This is a genomic window from Salegentibacter flavus (assembly GCF_900115145.1).
Classification (GTDB): Bacteria; Bacteroidota; Bacteroidia; order Flavobacteriales; family Flavobacteriaceae; genus Salegentibacter; species Salegentibacter flavus.
Genome location: NZ_FOVL01000001.1, coordinates 393582 through 409721 on the forward strand (window position 1 = coordinate 393582; position 16140 = coordinate 409721).

Below are 16140 nucleotides of genomic sequence, written 5' to 3' on the forward strand. Positions count from 1 at the left end.
TGTTTATTTTTTCCAGTTGCTTGGGTCCTGTCGCCAATCCTTAAGGGTTTCGGCTTCCGAAGCGTTTATATAATTTGTGCGTTGTGCTGTTTCCAGTAAGTAATCGTAATTGCTTAAGGTGTGCAATTCTACTTCTGCCTGCTTGAAATTATCTTCTGCAGTGGCAAAGCCGTAGGTGAAAATTGCAAACATTCCCTTTACATTAGCGCCAGCTTCTTTTAGGGCCTTTACCGCATTTAAACTGCTCTTTCCTGTACTGATAAGATCTTCTATTACCACTACGTTCTGTCCTTCTTCCAATACGCCTTCGATTTGGTTTTTACGACCATGACTTTTAGGCTCTGGTCTAACATAAACAAAAGGCAGGCTCAGGTATTCTGCAACCAACATCCCGATGCCTATGGCTCCGGTAGCAACAGCGGCTATAACATCTGGTTTGCCATAGAGTTCCTCGGTTTGACGGGCAAAATGTTCCCTGATATAATTTCTGATTGGCGGATAGGATAATACAATCCTATTGTCACAATAAATTGGCGATTTCCAGCCACTGGCCCACGTGAAAGGTTCTTGTGGTTCTAATTTTATTGCTTTAATTTGCAGGAGTAGTTCAGCAGTTTTGATTGCTGTTTCTTTATTCAAAATCATAATACAAATGTATAAAGTTTTTGTCAATGATGTTCCAATAATCCTTTCTACTAAAAAAGATATTGGCGAAAAATACACCTCTTTTCCTATTAAAAAGGTGAAACTCAAGCGCATCATTAAACAAATTAATAAAGGGGAATTACTATATGTTAACCTTTATCACGAAAAAGAAGACAAGCTTTTGAAGCATTTGTTCAAAAAGCTACCCGTGGTAACCGCGGGCGGTGGAATGGTTTTCAACGATAAAAATGAGATCTTATTTATTTACCGCAATAAGCGCTGGGACCTGCCAAAAGGGAAAACTGAAAAAGGAGAGGATATTGCAGCTTCGGCAGTAAGAGAAACCGAAGAGGAGACCGGAATTAAAGATTTAAAAATTACCGGTTTTCTAGCCAAGACCTATCATATTTTTAAGAGAAAAGGTAAATTCAGGCTAAAAGTGACCCACTGGTACGAAATGCATTCCAATTATACCGGTGAACTTATTCCGGAGGAAAAAGAGGGCATTGAAAAAGCAAAGTGGAAAAATTTCGAAAAGGCTCGCAAAGCACTCAAAAAATCCTATGCTAACATAAGGGAACTCTTTCCGAAGAAATATCTACCGGGGGACTCTAAAAACAGGGTAGCGTAAGTGTGCCTCTTCATAATGCTTAGATTTTTGGTGCAGCCAGCGTAATTGGGAGTAAGAATTATTCTCGAATTCTGGTTCCCTGCGTTTTTTCTCCTCAAACTCTTCTTTCAGCTCTGGGTTCTGATTCAGCATAGTCTTGGCTGTATCTTCAAATACATAGGTCGAGAAGCCTTCTTTTTTCTGAAGAATGGGATCGAAGAAATTCCAGTTGAAGAAGGAATCGGGAGCTGTTGGTTCCAGGGTCTCTAATAAATACCTAGCACCGTCCTGAAATGTTTTCACATAAAGATCTCCTTTCCTGAATTGAACTGAATCTATCCTGCTACTCACCTGGGTGTTTTTATGCATATAATGTCCTTCGTAAGCTCGCTCTGAAGTTTCAAAATCCTTAATCCTGTAACTTTCTACAAGTATCACCGTATCCTGCGGTAAAGGTTCCAGGACAATGTTGTTGAGTTCGAGGAGCTCTGTGACATTCCACCAGCCTTGCGGAATGATGTAGGCCCTTGGGATTTCTATCCGGTCTTCAGCAATGAAATTATCATAATAATCAATCTCTTTGGTAAAGGGTTTATCGCGGTCATATTTTAATCGCTGTCCACCGGTGACTTCGCTTGTGACCGTCTCCGCCTCAAAACCTTTAAAATTCCTTTTGCTCGGGTTTTCCATATCGGGTTTGAAATTGGTTGGATACCAGCGATCGGTAAGGTATTTTCTCCTGGCCCTGTCCCGAAGGTCTTTTATGCTCTCCTTATCAGCATCGGTATAATTAATAACAGAATTCATAAACTCATAGGTTCCATAAACCCTGTCTTTATAGGGTTTCAGCATATGAGTTTCCATCATCATCCCCAGGGTATTGAATAAGGTGGTATATCCTGTGGAATATCTGGGGGTATCGAGGAATTGTGAAAATCCTTCTTCGGGAACCTGGTTGAAAACATTTACATATGGGGTAATCTCCCAGTTTTTCTTCCGTAGAGAGTCCTCTATGGCGGGCATCATTTTTTTATTTAAATATTCGCCCAGCTCCCCGCCAAGTTTGTTGTGTTGGGTGAACAGATGAGTTAGAGTATATTGATAATCGGCCCCATTGCTTACGTGATTGTCTATAAAAACATCGGGTTGTACCTTATGGAAGATTTCATAAAAACTACGGGTGTTACGGGTATCGGCCTTAATAAAATCCCGGTTCAGGTCATAATTTCGGGCGTTACCTCTAAAACCGTATTCTTCAGGACCATTTTGGTTGGTCCGGGTGGTGGAATTCCGGTTAAGCGCTCCACCAACATTGTAGATAGGAATGGTGGCGATAATAGTGTTTTTGGGTGTTGAAATTGAATCCCCGGCCAAATCCCGGAACAACATCATTGTGGCGTCTATCCCATCGCTCTCCCCAGGATGAATCCCGTTGTTGATAAGAATTATCCCGTTTTCTTTTCTTAAATTATCAAGATTGAATTTGCCGTTTTGACTAAAAATTGCAAGGTGAAGTGGTTCTCCGCTATCGGTATTGCCAATTTCTTCAAGGCTTATATTCTCATAGGCATCTGCGAGTTCCTGGTAGAATTCTATTACTTCTTCATAGGTGCCCGTTTCTTTGCCTTCAGATTTTTCGAATTTTGTTAAAAAATCAAAATCGTTTACCAAACGATATTTTTCCAGATCGCAGGAAATCAATAAAAAAGCCCCGAGAAATACTATAATGAGTTTTTTCATAAAAAAACCTAAATATTTTAGGCATAAACTTACTTAAAAGGCCCTTAGCAGCAAAACCCTTTGAGTATTATTAATCTATTTCGGCTTGTGTGCTTGCAGGCTATGAGGTATTTTTACCCTGAAAAATTATTATTCCGAAGTTTTAAATATTTAGATATTGAAAAAATTTTTATTGTTCCTCCTGGTTTTAATTAGTGCAGAGCAGGTTGTAAGCCAGAATTTTGAGGGAAAAGTTATAAATGCTGCAACTGCTGAACCAGTTATAAATGCGCGTATTGAAAACCCTGCAACAGGCACCATAGTCTTCTCTGATGATGCGGGAAATTTCGAAATCACAATTGAGGATTTTCCGGCCATGCTCAGTATATCAGGGATTGGATTTGAAAACCTTGAAGTTGAGATTTTAAACGCTGAGCATCACGGGGTTTTTTATCTTAGCCCATCCCTGGAGAATTTATCTGAGGTGATTATTACCAGCACGGCAATTCCTGGTAGGTTGCAGGATTTACCTGCGTCTGTGAGCCTTGTCTCTGCCAGCGATCTCAAACGCGGTGATAATACTAACCTGGTGGAAAAATTCAATAATGTGCCGGGAATGTATGTGAATCAGGGTGCCCTGAATACCAATAAGATTAACATTCGCGGTATTGGGGCGCGCTCTCAATACAGTACCAACCGTATTCAGTCTTATTTCGACGGGATTCCACTCACAACGGCCGAAGGGGAACTCACCCTGGACGATATAGATCCCGAAAACCTGGACCGTATAGAAGTGATAAAAGGCCCTACTTCCAGTGTATATGGAGCTGGATTGGGAGGTTCTGTTAATCTTTTTTCAGCTCTGCCAAAATCTTTGAAGACCGAGGCTGCATTCAAATCTCAGGTAGGAAGTTTTAATACGAGGAAAAATGTGGTAAGAGCAGTGCATGCTACCACGAATGCCGCTATTCACGCTAATTATTCTGAATTAACCAGTGATGGTTATCGCGATAACGGGGAGTATGACCGCCAGTCGGCAGTAATCAATGCCAGACTTCAAACTTCAGAAGAAAACAGCCTTTCTCTTCTGGCTACTTTTACTAAGCTTAAAGCATATATTCCCAGCTCGCTGAATGAAGATGATTTCCTTAACAATCCCCAAAGCGCCAATGGTAACTGGGAAGCGGCCCGGGGCTATGAGTCATATGACCGCGGAATGCTGGGCGCTTCTTACCTGCATAATTTTTCAGAAAATTTCAGCAATACTACAAGTGTATATTTGAGTTTCAGGGATGCCTATGAACCGAGACCCTTTGATATTCTGAAGGAGGAGCGGGTTTCGGCAGGGGCCCGAACCAGGTTTAACCTTGAGTTGCTGGTGTTTAAATTACCTTCCCAGGTAAGTTTCGGTGCCGAATATTATAACGAATGGTACAATGGCGCCACCTTTGAGAATTTGTTTCGTGAATATGAAGACCAGGGTAGCGTGATGGGCCAGCGCCTTAGTGGGAATGAGCAAGATCGCAATTATAGTAATTTCTTTGGCCAGATGAACCTCGAGCTTTCAGAAAAATGGATGCTCGAAGCAGGATTTAATATCAATTCCACCCAGTATAGCCTTAACGATCTTTATGCCCAGGATGAGATAGACCAATCGGGGGATTACCGTTTCGACCTTATCTTTTCCCCCCGTGTTGGAACGACCTATGAAGTTAGCCCCGGAAAGAATTTTTATGGAACCATAAGTCACGGTTTCTCTACCCCAACCGTAGCCGAAACCTTAACTCCCGAAGGGCTTATAAACACCGGGCTGCAACCAGAAACCGGGATTAACTATGAACTCGGCTTTAAAGGAAACTGGCTGGAAAATCGACTCTACACCGAATTCTCGGCTTATTCCATCAGAATAGAAGATCTTTTGGTTGCTCAGCGTGTCGCTGAAGATCAATATGTAGGACTAAATGCCGGAAAAACCATTCATAACGGACTCGAATTTCTCGTGAACTATAATTTTAACCTGACACCGGGGATTTCTGCAAAACCATATTTAAACGCGGCTTTCAACTTTTTTGAATTTGATGAGTTTGTAAATAACGATCAGGATTTCTCAGGAAACAAATTGCCTGGGGTGCCTAAATCTACACTTAACCTGGGCTTGAATCTGGAAAGTGATTTGGGACTTGATCTCTTTGCAGGTTACAGAGCGGTTGGCAAAATTCCGCTGAATGATGCAAATTCTGGTTATTCAGAAAAATATCAATTAGTTAACCTGAAAGCTTCCTGGTCCTTTGATATCCTTAGGGATCTTGGGGTGAATTTTTATGCCGGGATCAATAATGTTTTTGATGAACATTATGCGGCCAGTGTTTTAACCAATGCAGTTGGATTTGGAGGTGCTGCTCCAAGATATTATTATCCCGGGAACCCAAGAAATTACTATGGGGGAGTGCAGTTGAATTATATCTTTTAAGCCTTTTTTCTAACAACATCGGGTACCATAAATTCATAGTCCCCTCCGTGTCTAATAACATCGCGTACCACGGTAGAAGAGATATGGCTGTGCCCGGAAGAACAGATGAGAAATACAGTATCAATACCTGCCATCTTGTAGTTGGTCTGCCCAATAGCTTTCTCAAACTCCAGATCCTGCACGCTTCTAAGTCCGCGCAACAGAAAATCTGCGCCCTGTTCTTTACAAAAATCTACGGTTAGGCCTTTATAGGTCATCACTTTAACCTTGGGGATATCTTTATATGTTTCTTTTAAAAAATGAAGTCTTTCTTCCAGAGAAAACATATAATTCTTATCGGAATTTGTGCCTATAGCCAGAATTATTTCTTCAAATAAAGGCAAAGCCCTGTCGATAACATCGGTGTGGCCCAGGGTTAAAGGATCAAATGATCCCGGAAATACAGCTTTTCTCATAAATATTGATTTGTTTCTCCCACGCAGGCGGGAAACTAATTTTGTCTTTTCCGTCCCTCCAAAGACGGGATAAACTCCGGCGGGAAACTTATACCGTCATTTCCGCGTAGGCGGAAATCCCATATTCAAATTCCTCCCAAGCTGACAGAAAACCACGTAAATATAATTAAAAATTCAGAGGGGGTTTTACTTTAATGCCGCTTCAATGGCACTCCCGTATAGCTCTGTAAGGTTAATGTTAGCGGCCTGTGCCTGTTGTGGTAAAATACTGGCTTGGCTCAGTCCGGGCGTTGTGTTCATTTCAATAAAGTGAGGCTCCCCCTTGTGAAAAATAAATTCTGAACGGGTGAAACCTTTCATCTTTAATTTTTTATAGATCAGTTTGGCGATCTCCTGTACTTTCTTGGTTTTCTCTTCTGAAATGTTTGCCGGGGTGATTTCCTGTGACTTCCCCAGGTATTTGGCTTCGTAGTCGAAGAATTCATTTTCAGAAATGATCTCGGTAACCGGTAGGGCTCGAACTTTGCCTTTCCAGGTGATCACTCCAACCGAAACTTCGGTGCCGTCCAGGAAAGATTCGATAATTACCTCATTGTCTTCCTTAAATGCAGTTTTGGTTGCCGGAATTAAATCTTCCTTTTTCTTAACCTTGGTGATCCCGAAGCTGCTTCCGGCACGATTAGCCTTCACGAAACAGGGTAGGCCCACGCGGTCTATAATTTCTTCAAAATCTATCCTATCTTCTTTGTTCAAAAAATAATTTGTTGCTGCTTTTATTCCGTAGGCTTTTAAAACACTTATCAGGTCCCTTTTGTTAAAAGTGAGGGCTGCCTGGTAGTATCCGCAGGTCGTTTGAGGGATTCCCACTAATTCGAGATATGCCTGCAGTAAACCATTTTCTCCCGGTGTACCGTGGATTGTATTAAAAACGCAGTCAAAGCTTATGGTTTTTTCGCCTATCTTTACCGTAAAGTCATTCTTGTTTATCGGGTATGGATTGTCGTTTTCATCTATCACAGACCAGCCGTTTTGTAAGATATGTACCCGATAGGGGTCATAAATTTCACGGTTTAAATGTTTATAAACCATATTACCGCTGTTTATAGAAATGTGATATTCGCTCGAATACCCGCCCATTGCGATGGCGATTTTTTTCTTCATCTTCAATTTTTGGAGTTTATTTCCGTTAAACAAAAATATCATTAATAAGGCCTGCAACCAAAAGCCCGGGTTTTATATCTTTGTCGCTCACAAACAAATGTATGGGATTATTTAAATTTATCTTTAGCAAAACTTTTTTAATTCAGCTGGTACTGGCTGTGATTGCCTTGATCGTGATCGCTTTTCTTGCATTAAAATGGCTCGATTATTCTACCAATCAGGAACAGCGTATCGAGGTACCTGATCTTTCGAAAATGTCTCTTGATAAGGTAGACGATCGTCTGGCAACGCTGGAATTGCAGTATGAGATCCTGGATTCTGCTAATTTTAATCCCGATTTTCCGCGTTTTTCGGTGATCGAACAGGTTCCCGAACCCGGACAGTATGTGAAAGAGAACCGAAAAATATATCTCACCCTTAATCCTTCGGGTTACAGAAAGGTTATTATCCCTGACCTTATCAGAAGAACCCGCCGCCAGGCCGAACCAACCCTGCGTTCGCTTGGTTTTGAAATAGGAGACGTTACCTATAAACCTGATATCGCAAAAGACGCGGTGCTGGAATTAAGACATGAAGGCCAAAAAATAGAAGCTGGAGACGAATTGATGAAGACCTCAAAAATAGATCTTGTATTGGGGGACGGTTCCGGCCGTTATTCGGAAAGTGAAGATGAAGAGGGTGATAACGAAGAAGAACTGGAATTTTAATGAGGAAAGAAGACGATAACAACGAGATTGAGGAACAGGACGAAACCCTCTATGAACATCACAAATTCGTAGCAAAAATTGGTCAGAAACCTTTACGGGTGGATAAATTCCTGATGAATTTTATAGAAAATGCTACCCGGAATAAAATTCAGAAAGCAGCCAAAACCGGAAATATTTATGTTAACGACGAGGCGGTAAAGCAAAACTACAAGGTAAAAGCGGGCGATATAGTGCAGGTGATGTTTGAACATCCGCCTTATGAATTCCTGCTTACTCCAGAGAATATTCCCCTTGATATTGTTTATGAAGATGATAGCTTGCTGGTTATTAATAAACCTGCAGGTATGGTTGTGCATCCCGGTCACGGGAACTACAGCGGGACCTTAATTAACGCCCTGATTTACCATTTCGATAACCTGCCAAATAACAGCAGTGAGCGCCCGGGACTGGTTCATCGTATTGATAAAGACACCAGTGGCCTGCTTGTAGTTGCGAAAACTGAACATGCGATGACGCATCTCTCTAAGCAATTTTTCGATAAAACCAGCGACCGGGAATATGTGGCCCTGGTATGGGGAAATGTGGAAGAAGATGAAGGCAAAATTGAAGGCAATATTGGGCGTCATCCTAAAAACAGATTACAGAATACAGTTTATGAAGGTGACGATGAAATTAAGGGAAAGCCAGCCGTTACTCACTACAAAGTTCTGGAGCGTTTTGGTTATGTTAGCCTGGTTTCCTGTAAACTCGAGACAGGCCGTACTCACCAGATTCGCGTTCATATGAAGCACATTGGCCATACGCTTTTTAATGACGAACGCTATGGGGGAGATAAGATCCTTAAGGGAACTACTTTCTCTAAATATAAGCAGTTTGTCGATAACTGTTTTAAAGTGCTTCCCCGCCAGGCCCTGCACGCCAAAACCCTTGGCTTCACTCATCCCGAAACAGGAGAGGATCTGAGTTTTGATACCGAGATCCCTCAGGATATGCAGAACTGTATTGAAAAGTGGCGCAATTATTCCAAGAACCTGAAAGATAATCTGGATTAGTTTTTTCAAATTTCCTTGTACTTCGGATGGCTGAAACCTTATGGTTTCCTTAAATTTATAGATTTTAAATCCAGAAAACTGAAGCTATGAGTAATAAAATAAGGCCTTACGTATTGGCCGAAACCAATTGGAAACAGGTTAAAGATGAGAATTATACCGTAGCCATCCTCCCCTGGGGAGCGACTGAAGCTCATAATTATCACCTCCCTTATGCAACCGATAATATTTTAGGGGAATCCAATGCCATAGAAGCTGCCGCCAAAGCCTGGAAGCAGAATGCAAAACCTATTGTCTTGCCTACCATTCCTTTTGGCGTTAATACAGGCCAAATGGAAGTGAAGCTTTGTATGAATATGAATCCTTCAACCCAGTATGCGGTATTAAAAGATGTGGTTCAGGTGCTCGATGCCCATAAAATTTATAAACTGGTTATTCTGAATGCACATGGCGGGAATAATTTTAAACAGATGATTCGGGAACTAAGCCTGGAATATCCCGATGTTTTTATTTGTGCTATTAACTGGTGGCAACTTTCAGATGCAAAAAAGTATTTTGAGGAGCCCGGCGATCACGCGGGAGAACTGGAGACCGCTACGGTGATGCATCTAACTCCTGATCTGGTGCTTCCCCTGGAAGAAGCCGGAGATGGAGCTGCAAAAACCTTTAAAATCCGCGGACTTAAAGAAGGTTGGGCGACTTCACAACGTGCCTGGACTAAAGTTACAGAAGATACCGGGGTAGGGAATCCCAAAGGAGCCACCGCAGAAAATGGCAGGCAATTCTTTGAGAAAACCACCGATATGATCGCACAGTTTATCACAGATTTGCATCACGCCGATCTTCAGGATATGTACGAATAAGCCCTGAAATTGATGCTAAAAAGTCTGCTTTATATTTTCGGATTTCTGATCGCGGGAGAATTGGTCTCCTGGCTTTTCCAACTTCCCGTGGCGGGGAATATTCTGGGGATGCTATTCATCTTTATCGCCTTAAAATTAAAACTAATTAGTTTGAAGGATGTGAAACCCGCATCAGATAAACTAATTAAATACCTCGTGATTTTCTTTATTCCCTATGGCGTTGGCTTGATGGTTCATTTTAATTTGATAGCCGAATTCTGGCTACCTATAACAGTGGCTGTGATTTTCAGCAGTATTCTTACGCTCTATATAACGGCTATAATTCTTGAAAAAACCGGGAAATGATGCAGCAATTTTTCGAGCTTCCGGTATTTGGGGTTTTTATAACCCTGATCGCATATTTCCTTGCGGTAAAACTCAGAAAAAGGTGGAATTATTTGCTGTTGAATCCGGTGCTGATCGCCATCGCGGGAATAATTGGTTTCCTGCTAATCTTCCGGATAGATTTTGAAACCTACAATGTTGGTGGAGAATATATTAGCTTTTTCCTTGGGCCGTCTGTGGTAGCTTTAGGCGTGTTTTTTTATGAAAAATATGAAGAGGTAAAACAGAATTTAAAGATATTTATTCTTGCGGTGGTCGCCGGAGGGATTACCGGTGTGCTAAGTGTTACCGGTTTTCTTTTATTGCTGAAAGCTCCTGAGGTGATCACCAGATCTCTTGCAGCCAAATCGGTGACCACACCTATCGCGATTGAAATAACCCGGCTTTTGAATGGAATCCCTGAAATTACTGCGGGAATAGTCATAGCAGTAGGAATATTTGGCAATGCCTTCGGCCCATTTATTCTGAAGAAATCAGGGATAAAAAGCAAGATCGCCATCGGCACGGCCCTTGGAACCGCAGCCCACGGAATTGGAACCGCAAGAGCTTTTGAAGAGGGAAAGATTCAAGGCGTTTATAGCGGCCTGGCAATGTGCCTTAATGGAATTATTACCGCTCTTATTACCCCATATCTCTTAGAATTATTTTTCAGAATCTTCTGAAACTCCGCTTTCTTCTTCCTCTACTACATCATTCCCAAATTTGTCTTTTTTGAAATAGCCGATAATAGAGGGAGCGGTGAGCCCATGAAAAATTATTGAAATTAAAATAATATAAGCAGTAATGGAATGTAGTTCATTTCTGTTCTCAAACCCATCAAATTGTACAAATGCCCAGGAAAGATAAAATACCGAGCCAATTCCTTTTATGCCTAGAAAACTTATCGCCAGTTTACTTTTAAAGGATTCCTTTATTCCCGCTATTCCTATTAATCCTGCCAGGGGTCTTATTACCAAAACAAATGTAAAGGCAAATAAGATTCCTTTCCAGTCTGTTAATTCCAGCATTCCATTCATTAGCGAGCCACCAAATAAGATGATCCATACCACCAGCAATAGCCGCTCGATTTCGTGAACAAAATCATGCATCTTCTTCTTGTAATCCCCGCTTATCTTTTCATAATATCTCAAGCTTAGGCCCGCAAAGAATACAGCCAGGAAGCCATAACCATGGAGTAATTCTGTTAAACCGTAGCTAAAAATTGTTAGCGATAATGCCAGGAATCCATCAAAAGTTTTGATGCTTGACCATCGGTGAAGCCTATCCAAAAGAAACCCTATCAATCTACCAATGGCGATACCAAGTATCACCCCGATTATAATCTTCAGTAAAAATTTATCTAAAAACCAGTCACTAAAGTCAAACATTGCCCATCCGCCTGCCTGTGCTACAAGCAGAGCCAAATAGGTAAATGGGAAAGCCATCCCGTCATTCAACCCTGCCTCGGCGGTTAAGGAAAACCTTACCCGTTCCTTGAATTTTTTTTCCCTTTTTGGGTCGTCCAGCTGGGTCTCAGCCGCCAAAACAGGATCTGTTGGGGCGAGAACGGCTGCCAGAAGCAGAGAAGATGGAACACTTAGCAATAAAAAATGATTACCCAGAAGATATGCAGAGAGCATACAAAGGGGCATTGTGACGAAAACAAGTAAGAGGGGGCGCTTCCATGTTTTAAAAGAATATTCTGTTCCTATCTTTAGACCAGCTCCCATCAGGGAGATGATCACGATCATTTCTGAAAAGTACATCAGGCTGAGATCGTTCCACAAAGGATCTGGCCACCTCAATGGGATGTCTATATAGAAAAGTAAAAAACCTATTAACAGCAAGAGAATAGGAGAGCTGACTTTAATCTTTTTGGAAACCGAGGGTAGCCAGGCCATAATCAGGGTGGCTAAACCTACTCCTGCGAGGATAAGGTAGTGGTCTTTCATAGGTATATAAAAATAACAGATTTTTTGCTTTGTAGCGAATATGTTTTCAGACTTTCACAAAAGGCTAACAATTAGGGGATAGGAAATGGCTCTTAGGAATTGCTTTGATGATTTTCATCATTTTTTCATCAATACTATTCCGGTAAATTTATAGTCTGTAATCCTTGAAAAATGAAGATTCTCGTTGGGATAATTCTACTGGTTCATGCCTTTATTCATCTGCTGGGTTTTTTCAAGGCATTCCAAATCGGTAAAATACGACAGCTTCAACTGGAAATCTCCAAACCTCTGGGTTTTTTATGGTTGTTCTGTACGCTTCTCTTTTTATATGTACTTTATTTATATTTCCTGGATAAATCCTGGTGGCCTTTTTTTGCACTTGCCGCTGTAATAATTTCTCAAAGTCTTATTATTCTGGCCTGGCATGACGCCAAATATGGCAGTGTTCTTAACCTGGTTATTTTACTTATAAGTCTTCCGGCCCTGGGCAGTTTTTATTTTCAGAAAAAAACAGAAAAAGAGGTGACCCGCTTAGTTCAACTTGATGAAACTTCAACAGAGGTATCTGCAGAATTGGAAGAGAATACTCAACTTCCGGAAATAGTCCGGAAATGGTTGAGAAATTCAGGAGTAAGAGATAACCCGGAAGTTGCTTTCGTTCGGCTTCGGCAGCAGGGTAGAATGAAGATTAAACCCGATGCAGATTGGATGCCTTTTCAGGCTATCCAATATTTTAATGTTAAAGCGCATTCTTTCATCTGGACTGCCCGTGTTAACTCTGGATCTCCCGTTTATTTTGATGGCCGGGATAAGTTGATAAACGGGGAAGGAGAGATGCTCATTAAATTGCTCTCCCTGTTTCCCGTGGTAAATGAATATAATAATGATAAAATAGATTCCGGGGCTATGCAGCGTTTTCTCGCAGAGATCTGTTGGTTTCCCACAGCAGCCTTAAGCAATCAAATCAGTTGGGAAGCCTTGAATGGGAATGCCGCCCGGGCAGACCTGGAAATATATGGAAAAAAGGTTTCGGGGATTTTTAATTTTTCGGAAGACGGGGAGTTACTTTCTTTCCAGGCCGAACGCTTTTATGGTGGGGAACAAGATGCAAAGGAAGAAACCTGGCATATCGAAATGCTTGATTTTAAAGAGTTTTCAGGGTATAGGATTCCCAATAAATGCAGAATTACCTGGAAACTGGCAGAGGGAGATTTTACCTGGCTGGAACTGGAAATTATGGAAGTAGATTATAATAGTGGTGAGTTCTACCCAAATTAAGCCAACCTGCACTGATATTTGTCATATTAATTCTGGCTTATAACTGGTAAATTTGGGTTAAACCAATGCGCTTAAGCTTATGGAAACGTCTGTCTTTCTTGCCAAATTCTGGGGCTGGTATCTGCTTATTTTTTTCTTTATCCTTAGTTTCAACCCACAAAGGATAAGGCAGATCTTCGAAGATCTCAAAGATCAAAAGTTTCTGATTCTGGCCGCCTTTGCAGCGATTATTTTAGGGCTTTTAAACATTCTTTTTCACAATATATGGGAACCCGATTGGCGCTTTATTATTACAGGTCTGGGTTGGATATCTCTTTTTATAGGCCTTGGACTTTTTGTGTTTCCTGATTCTACAACCCGCCGACTAACCACCCTTAATATCAGGTTTGTGCAGGTAATCTATATCATTCTTTTCCTTATGGGAATATTTCTGTTGAATATGGGCTACCAACTGGTATTATATTAAAATTCTGAATTATGATGGAGTTTATAAAGAAATTCAGTGACTTGTCTCTTGACGATCTTCCGCAGGTAGGAGGTAAAAATGCTTCCCTGGGCGAAATGTTTAATGAGCTTTCTTCGGAAGGCGTGTTAGTGCCTGATGGTTTTGCTACAACCTCAGAAGCCTTTTGGTCTTTTCTGAAGGAAAATAACCTGGAACAAAAACTCAAAGATCTCATTAAAACGCTCGATATAGAACATTTTGAAAACCTTGGTGAAATTGGGGCTAAAGCGCGAAAAATCATAAAATCCTCTGAGTTTTCAGATGCATTTGCCAATGAGATCAGGCGGGCCTATAATGAATTGGGGGAATCGGGTAATATTCCTGTGGCAGTAAGAAGTAGCGCAACAGCCGAAGATCTTCCGGATGCCAGTTTTGCCGGCCAGCACGAGACTTTTTTAAATATTACCGGCGAAGAAGTGCTTTTGAAAGCCGTTAGAAATTGTTTTGCCTCCCTCTATACAGACCGCGCTATAAAATACCGCGAAGATCACGGCTTTGTCCATCACGATATTGCGCTATCGGTGGGGGTTCAAAAAATGGTGCGATCAGATATCGGCTGCTCTGGGATTGGATTCAGCCTGGAACCAGAATCAGGCTTTCGAAACCTTATTCATATATCTGGTGTATGGGGGTTGGGAGAGACCATAGTTCAGGGGTTGGTGAACCCCGATGAATTTGATGTTTTTAAACCCACCCTTAAAAAAGATAAAAACCCCATAGTTCAGAAAAAAATGGGTAGAAAAGAGCTCACCATGGTTTATTCTGAATCTAACGGGCATTCCTCTACTGTAACTATGGATACTCCAATTGAAAAACAGGATTCCTACGTTTTAAGTGATGAGGAAGTGATTCAGCTTTCTAAATGGATCTTGGTGATAGAAGATCATTATTCAAAACCTATGGATGTAGAGTGGGCTAAAGATGGTGAAACAAACCAGCTTTTTATTACCCAGGCCCGTCCCGAAACCGTACATAGGGAAAAAGAGGGGAGATATCATTTGGAGTACCACCTTACCGAACATTCTGAAATGCTGGTAAGCGGGAATGCCATAGGTTCCAGTATCGCCACAGGCATCGCGCGTTACCTGAAATCTCCCGCTGAAGCACATAAACTAAAACCTGGAGATATCCTGGTGACTTCAACCACCAGCCCAGACTGGGACCCGCTACTTAAAAGATCGGCTGCAGTTATTACAGACCGTGGTGGCCGCACCAGCCACGCTGCTATAGTAGCCCGGGAACTCGGCGTACCGGCAGTAGTAGGAACCAATGATGCCACCCAAATTATTAAAGATGGTGAGGAAATAACCGTTTCCTGTGAGGGTAAGACTGGTTTCGTCTATAAAGGAAAGCTGAAATTCGAAAAGAAGGAAATAGATTTTGGTAAAATAAATCTACCTGAAACAGAAGTTAAATTAATCCTTTCTGATCCCGACAGGGCTTTTCAGCTTTCTTTTTATCCCAATAACGGGATCGGACTGCTGCGAATGGAATTCATAATCACCCACCTTATAAAAGTGCACCCAATGGCCCTGGTGAAGTTTGACCAGATAAGTGATTCCCAAACAAAAAAAACCATCGAAGAGCTCACCTGGCAATATAAGGATAAGAAGGACTACTTTGTAGAGGAACTATCCCGCGGACTGGCGGTTATGGCAGCTGCTTTTTATCCCAAAGAAGTGATTGTTAGAATGAGCGATTTCAAAAGTAACGAATATGCAAATCTCATAGGTGGGAAACAGTTTGAACCAGAAGAAGAAAACCCGATGCTTGGATTCCGGGGAGCCGCACGTTATTATCATCCTTTTTATAAAGCCGGTTTTGAATTGGAATGTAAGGCTATTAAAAAACTAAGGGACGAAATGGGGCTTACCAATGTAAAGGTGATGATTCCATTTTGCCGAACCCTGGAGGAAGGTAGGAATGTTGTTGAGCTAATGAAAAATTTCGGACTCGTACAGGGAGAGAATGGCCTCGAGATCTATATGATGGTAGAAATTCCTTCCAATGTGATTCTGGCCGAAGAATTTGCTAAAATTTTCGACGGCTTCTCTATCGGCTCAAACGACCTTACCCAGCTTACCCTCGGGGTAGACAGGGATTCTGAGGTAATGGCTGATGTTTTTGACGAAAATGATGCGGCAGCCAGGGAAATGATAGCAACAGCGATAAAAAAAGCCAATAAGGCCGGTATAAAGATTGGACTTTGTGGACAGGCGCCCAGCGATTTTCCCGAATATGCAGCATTTCTGGTAAAGGAAGGCATCAACAGTATCTCGTTTAATCCTGATGCGCTGCTGAAAGGAATCGAAAACATCAATAAAGCCGAAGGAAACTGAGTTTTTAGTACTTTAATCAAACCC

15 protein-coding genes are annotated in these 16140 nt (G+C 41.6%); 10 read left to right on the forward strand and 5 right to left on the reverse strand.

Annotation, left to right across the window (positions count from 1 at the left end; translation table 11 throughout):
- Positions 1-3: 3 nt before the first annotated feature.
- A complete protein-coding gene (pyrE, locus tag BM266_RS01925) occupies positions 4-645 on the reverse strand; it encodes an orotate phosphoribosyltransferase (protein WP_093405153.1) in 642 nt (213 codons plus the stop codon).
- A 7-nt stretch (positions 646-652) separates the two neighbouring features.
- Between pyrE and BM266_RS01930 the strand changes: the two genes are divergently transcribed.
- Positions 653-1276: an NUDIX hydrolase gene (locus BM266_RS01930; RefSeq protein ID WP_093405156.1), complete on the forward strand. Its 624-nt coding sequence runs from the start codon at positions 653-655 to the stop codon at positions 1274-1276.
- Here the strand turns inward: BM266_RS01930 and BM266_RS01935 are convergent.
- On the reverse strand, positions 1244-2995 hold the full coding sequence (locus BM266_RS01935; RefSeq protein WP_093405157.1) for a M14 family metallopeptidase: 1752 nt from the start codon (positions 2993-2995) through the stop codon (positions 1244-1246). The two genes, BM266_RS01930 and BM266_RS01935, sit on opposite strands and share 33 nt — an antisense overlap.
- 157 nt (positions 2996-3152) lie before the next feature.
- On the opposite strand from BM266_RS01935, the gene BM266_RS01940 reads away from it, so the two are divergent.
- Entirely contained in the window at positions 3153-5444 is a 2292-nt protein-coding gene (locus tag BM266_RS01940; RefSeq protein WP_245760361.1) for a TonB-dependent receptor, read from the forward strand.
- Here BM266_RS01940 and coaD read toward each other — a convergent pair.
- Both coaD and BM266_RS01950 read right to left on the reverse strand, forming a co-directional pair.
- Positions 5441-5899 (reverse strand): pantetheine-phosphate adenylyltransferase, encoded by a 459-nt coding sequence (gene coaD / locus BM266_RS01945; RefSeq protein WP_093405160.1) that lies wholly within the window; start codon positions 5897-5899, stop codon positions 5441-5443. The two genes, BM266_RS01940 and coaD, sit on opposite strands and share 4 nt — an antisense overlap.
- Positions 5900-6085: 186 nt before the next feature.
- On the reverse strand, positions 6086-7060 hold the full coding sequence (locus tag BM266_RS01950; RefSeq protein ID WP_093405322.1) for a D-alanine--D-alanine ligase: 975 nt from the start codon (positions 7058-7060) through the stop codon (positions 6086-6088).
- Between the two features lie 101 nt (positions 7061-7161).
- Between BM266_RS01950 and BM266_RS01955 the strand changes: the two genes are divergently transcribed.
- The 5 genes from BM266_RS01955 (at position 7162) to BM266_RS01975 (ending at position 10725) form a co-directional block, all read left to right on the forward strand.
- Complete coding sequence (locus tag BM266_RS01955; RefSeq protein WP_093405163.1) at positions 7162-7767, forward strand: PASTA domain-containing protein; 606 nt, start codon at positions 7162-7164, stop codon at positions 7765-7767.
- Entirely contained in the window at positions 7767-8819 is a 1053-nt protein-coding gene (locus BM266_RS01960) for an RluA family pseudouridine synthase (RefSeq protein WP_093405166.1), read from the forward strand. The genes BM266_RS01955 and BM266_RS01960 overlap by 1 nt, the downstream gene beginning before the upstream one ends.
- A gap of 86 nt (positions 8820-8905) precedes the next feature.
- Positions 8906-9679, forward strand: a complete 774-nt coding sequence (locus tag BM266_RS01965) for a creatininase family protein (protein WP_093405168.1) — start codon at positions 8906-8908, stop codon at positions 9677-9679.
- Between the two features lie 12 nt (positions 9680-9691).
- Complete coding sequence (locus tag BM266_RS01970; protein ID WP_093405170.1) at positions 9692-10024, forward strand: CidA/LrgA family protein; 333 nt, start codon at positions 9692-9694, stop codon at positions 10022-10024.
- Positions 10021-10725, forward strand: coding sequence for an LrgB family protein (locus tag BM266_RS01975; protein ID WP_245760362.1), 705 nt, complete (start codon positions 10021-10023; stop codon positions 10723-10725). The genes BM266_RS01970 and BM266_RS01975 overlap by 4 nt, the downstream gene beginning before the upstream one ends.
- On the opposite strand, the gene BM266_RS01980 is transcribed toward BM266_RS01975, so the two are convergent.
- On the reverse strand, positions 10705-11994 hold the full coding sequence (locus tag BM266_RS01980) for a cation:proton antiporter (RefSeq protein ID WP_093405175.1): 1290 nt from the start codon (positions 11992-11994) through the stop codon (positions 10705-10707). The two genes, BM266_RS01975 and BM266_RS01980, sit on opposite strands and share 21 nt — an antisense overlap.
- Positions 11995-12165: 171 nt before the next feature.
- On the opposite strand from BM266_RS01980, the gene BM266_RS01985 reads away from it, so the two are divergent.
- From BM266_RS01985 to ppsA, 3 genes are all read left to right on the forward strand, one after another.
- The gene (locus tag BM266_RS01985; protein WP_093405177.1) at positions 12166-13272 is read left to right on the forward strand and encodes a DUF6920 family protein; all 1107 of its coding nucleotides are present in this window, start codon (positions 12166-12168) and stop codon (positions 13270-13272) included.
- 79 nt (positions 13273-13351) lie between these two features.
- Positions 13352-13738, forward strand: coding sequence for a hypothetical protein (locus tag BM266_RS01990; protein WP_093405179.1), 387 nt, complete (start codon positions 13352-13354; stop codon positions 13736-13738).
- A gap of 11 nt (positions 13739-13749) precedes the next feature.
- Positions 13750-16116 (forward strand): phosphoenolpyruvate synthase, encoded by a 2367-nt coding sequence (ppsA, locus tag BM266_RS01995; RefSeq protein WP_093405182.1) that lies wholly within the window; start codon positions 13750-13752, stop codon positions 16114-16116.
- Positions 16117-16140 lie beyond the last annotated feature (24 nt).

What these genes read in the sequence shown, in the direction of transcription:
- coaD (WP_093405160.1), bottom strand. Translation starts at nt 5,899, where the DNA reads ATGAGAAAAGCTGTATTTCCGGGATCATTTGATCCTTTAACCCTGGGC.
- BM266_RS01960 (WP_093405166.1), top strand. Translation starts at nt 7,767, where the DNA reads ATGAGGAAAGAAGACGATAACAACGAGATTGAGGAACAGGACGAAACC.
- BM266_RS01975 (WP_245760362.1), top strand. Translation starts at nt 10,021, where the DNA reads ATGATGCAGCAATTTTTCGAGCTTCCGGTATTTGGGGTTTTTATAACC.
- BM266_RS01985 (WP_093405177.1), top strand. Translation starts at nt 12,166, where the DNA reads ATGAAGATTCTCGTTGGGATAATTCTACTGGTTCATGCCTTTATTCAT.
- BM266_RS01990 (WP_093405179.1), top strand. Translation starts at nt 13,352, where the DNA reads ATGGAAACGTCTGTCTTTCTTGCCAAATTCTGGGGCTGGTATCTGCTT.
- ppsA (WP_093405182.1), top strand. Translation starts at nt 13,750, where the DNA reads ATGATGGAGTTTATAAAGAAATTCAGTGACTTGTCTCTTGACGATCTT.
- BM266_RS01970 (WP_093405170.1), top strand. Translation starts at nt 9,692, where the DNA reads ATGCTAAAAAGTCTGCTTTATATTTTCGGATTTCTGATCGCGGGAGAA.
- BM266_RS01980 (WP_093405175.1), bottom strand. Translation starts at nt 11,994, where the DNA reads ATGAAAGACCACTACCTTATCCTCGCAGGAGTAGGTTTAGCCACCCTG.
- pyrE (WP_093405153.1), bottom strand. Translation starts at nt 645, where the DNA reads ATGATTTTGAATAAAGAAACAGCAATCAAAACTGCTGAACTACTCCTG.
- BM266_RS01950 (WP_093405322.1), bottom strand. Translation starts at nt 7,060, where the DNA reads ATGAAGAAAAAAATCGCCATCGCAATGGGCGGGTATTCGAGCGAATAT.
- BM266_RS01965 (WP_093405168.1), top strand. Translation starts at nt 8,906, where the DNA reads ATGAGTAATAAAATAAGGCCTTACGTATTGGCCGAAACCAATTGGAAA.
- BM266_RS01955 (WP_093405163.1), top strand. Translation starts at nt 7,162, where the DNA reads ATGGGATTATTTAAATTTATCTTTAGCAAAACTTTTTTAATTCAGCTG.
- BM266_RS01935 (WP_093405157.1), bottom strand. Translation starts at nt 2,995, where the DNA reads ATGAAAAAACTCATTATAGTATTTCTCGGGGCTTTTTTATTGATTTCC.
- BM266_RS01930 (WP_093405156.1), top strand. Translation starts at nt 653, where the DNA reads ATGTATAAAGTTTTTGTCAATGATGTTCCAATAATCCTTTCTACTAAA.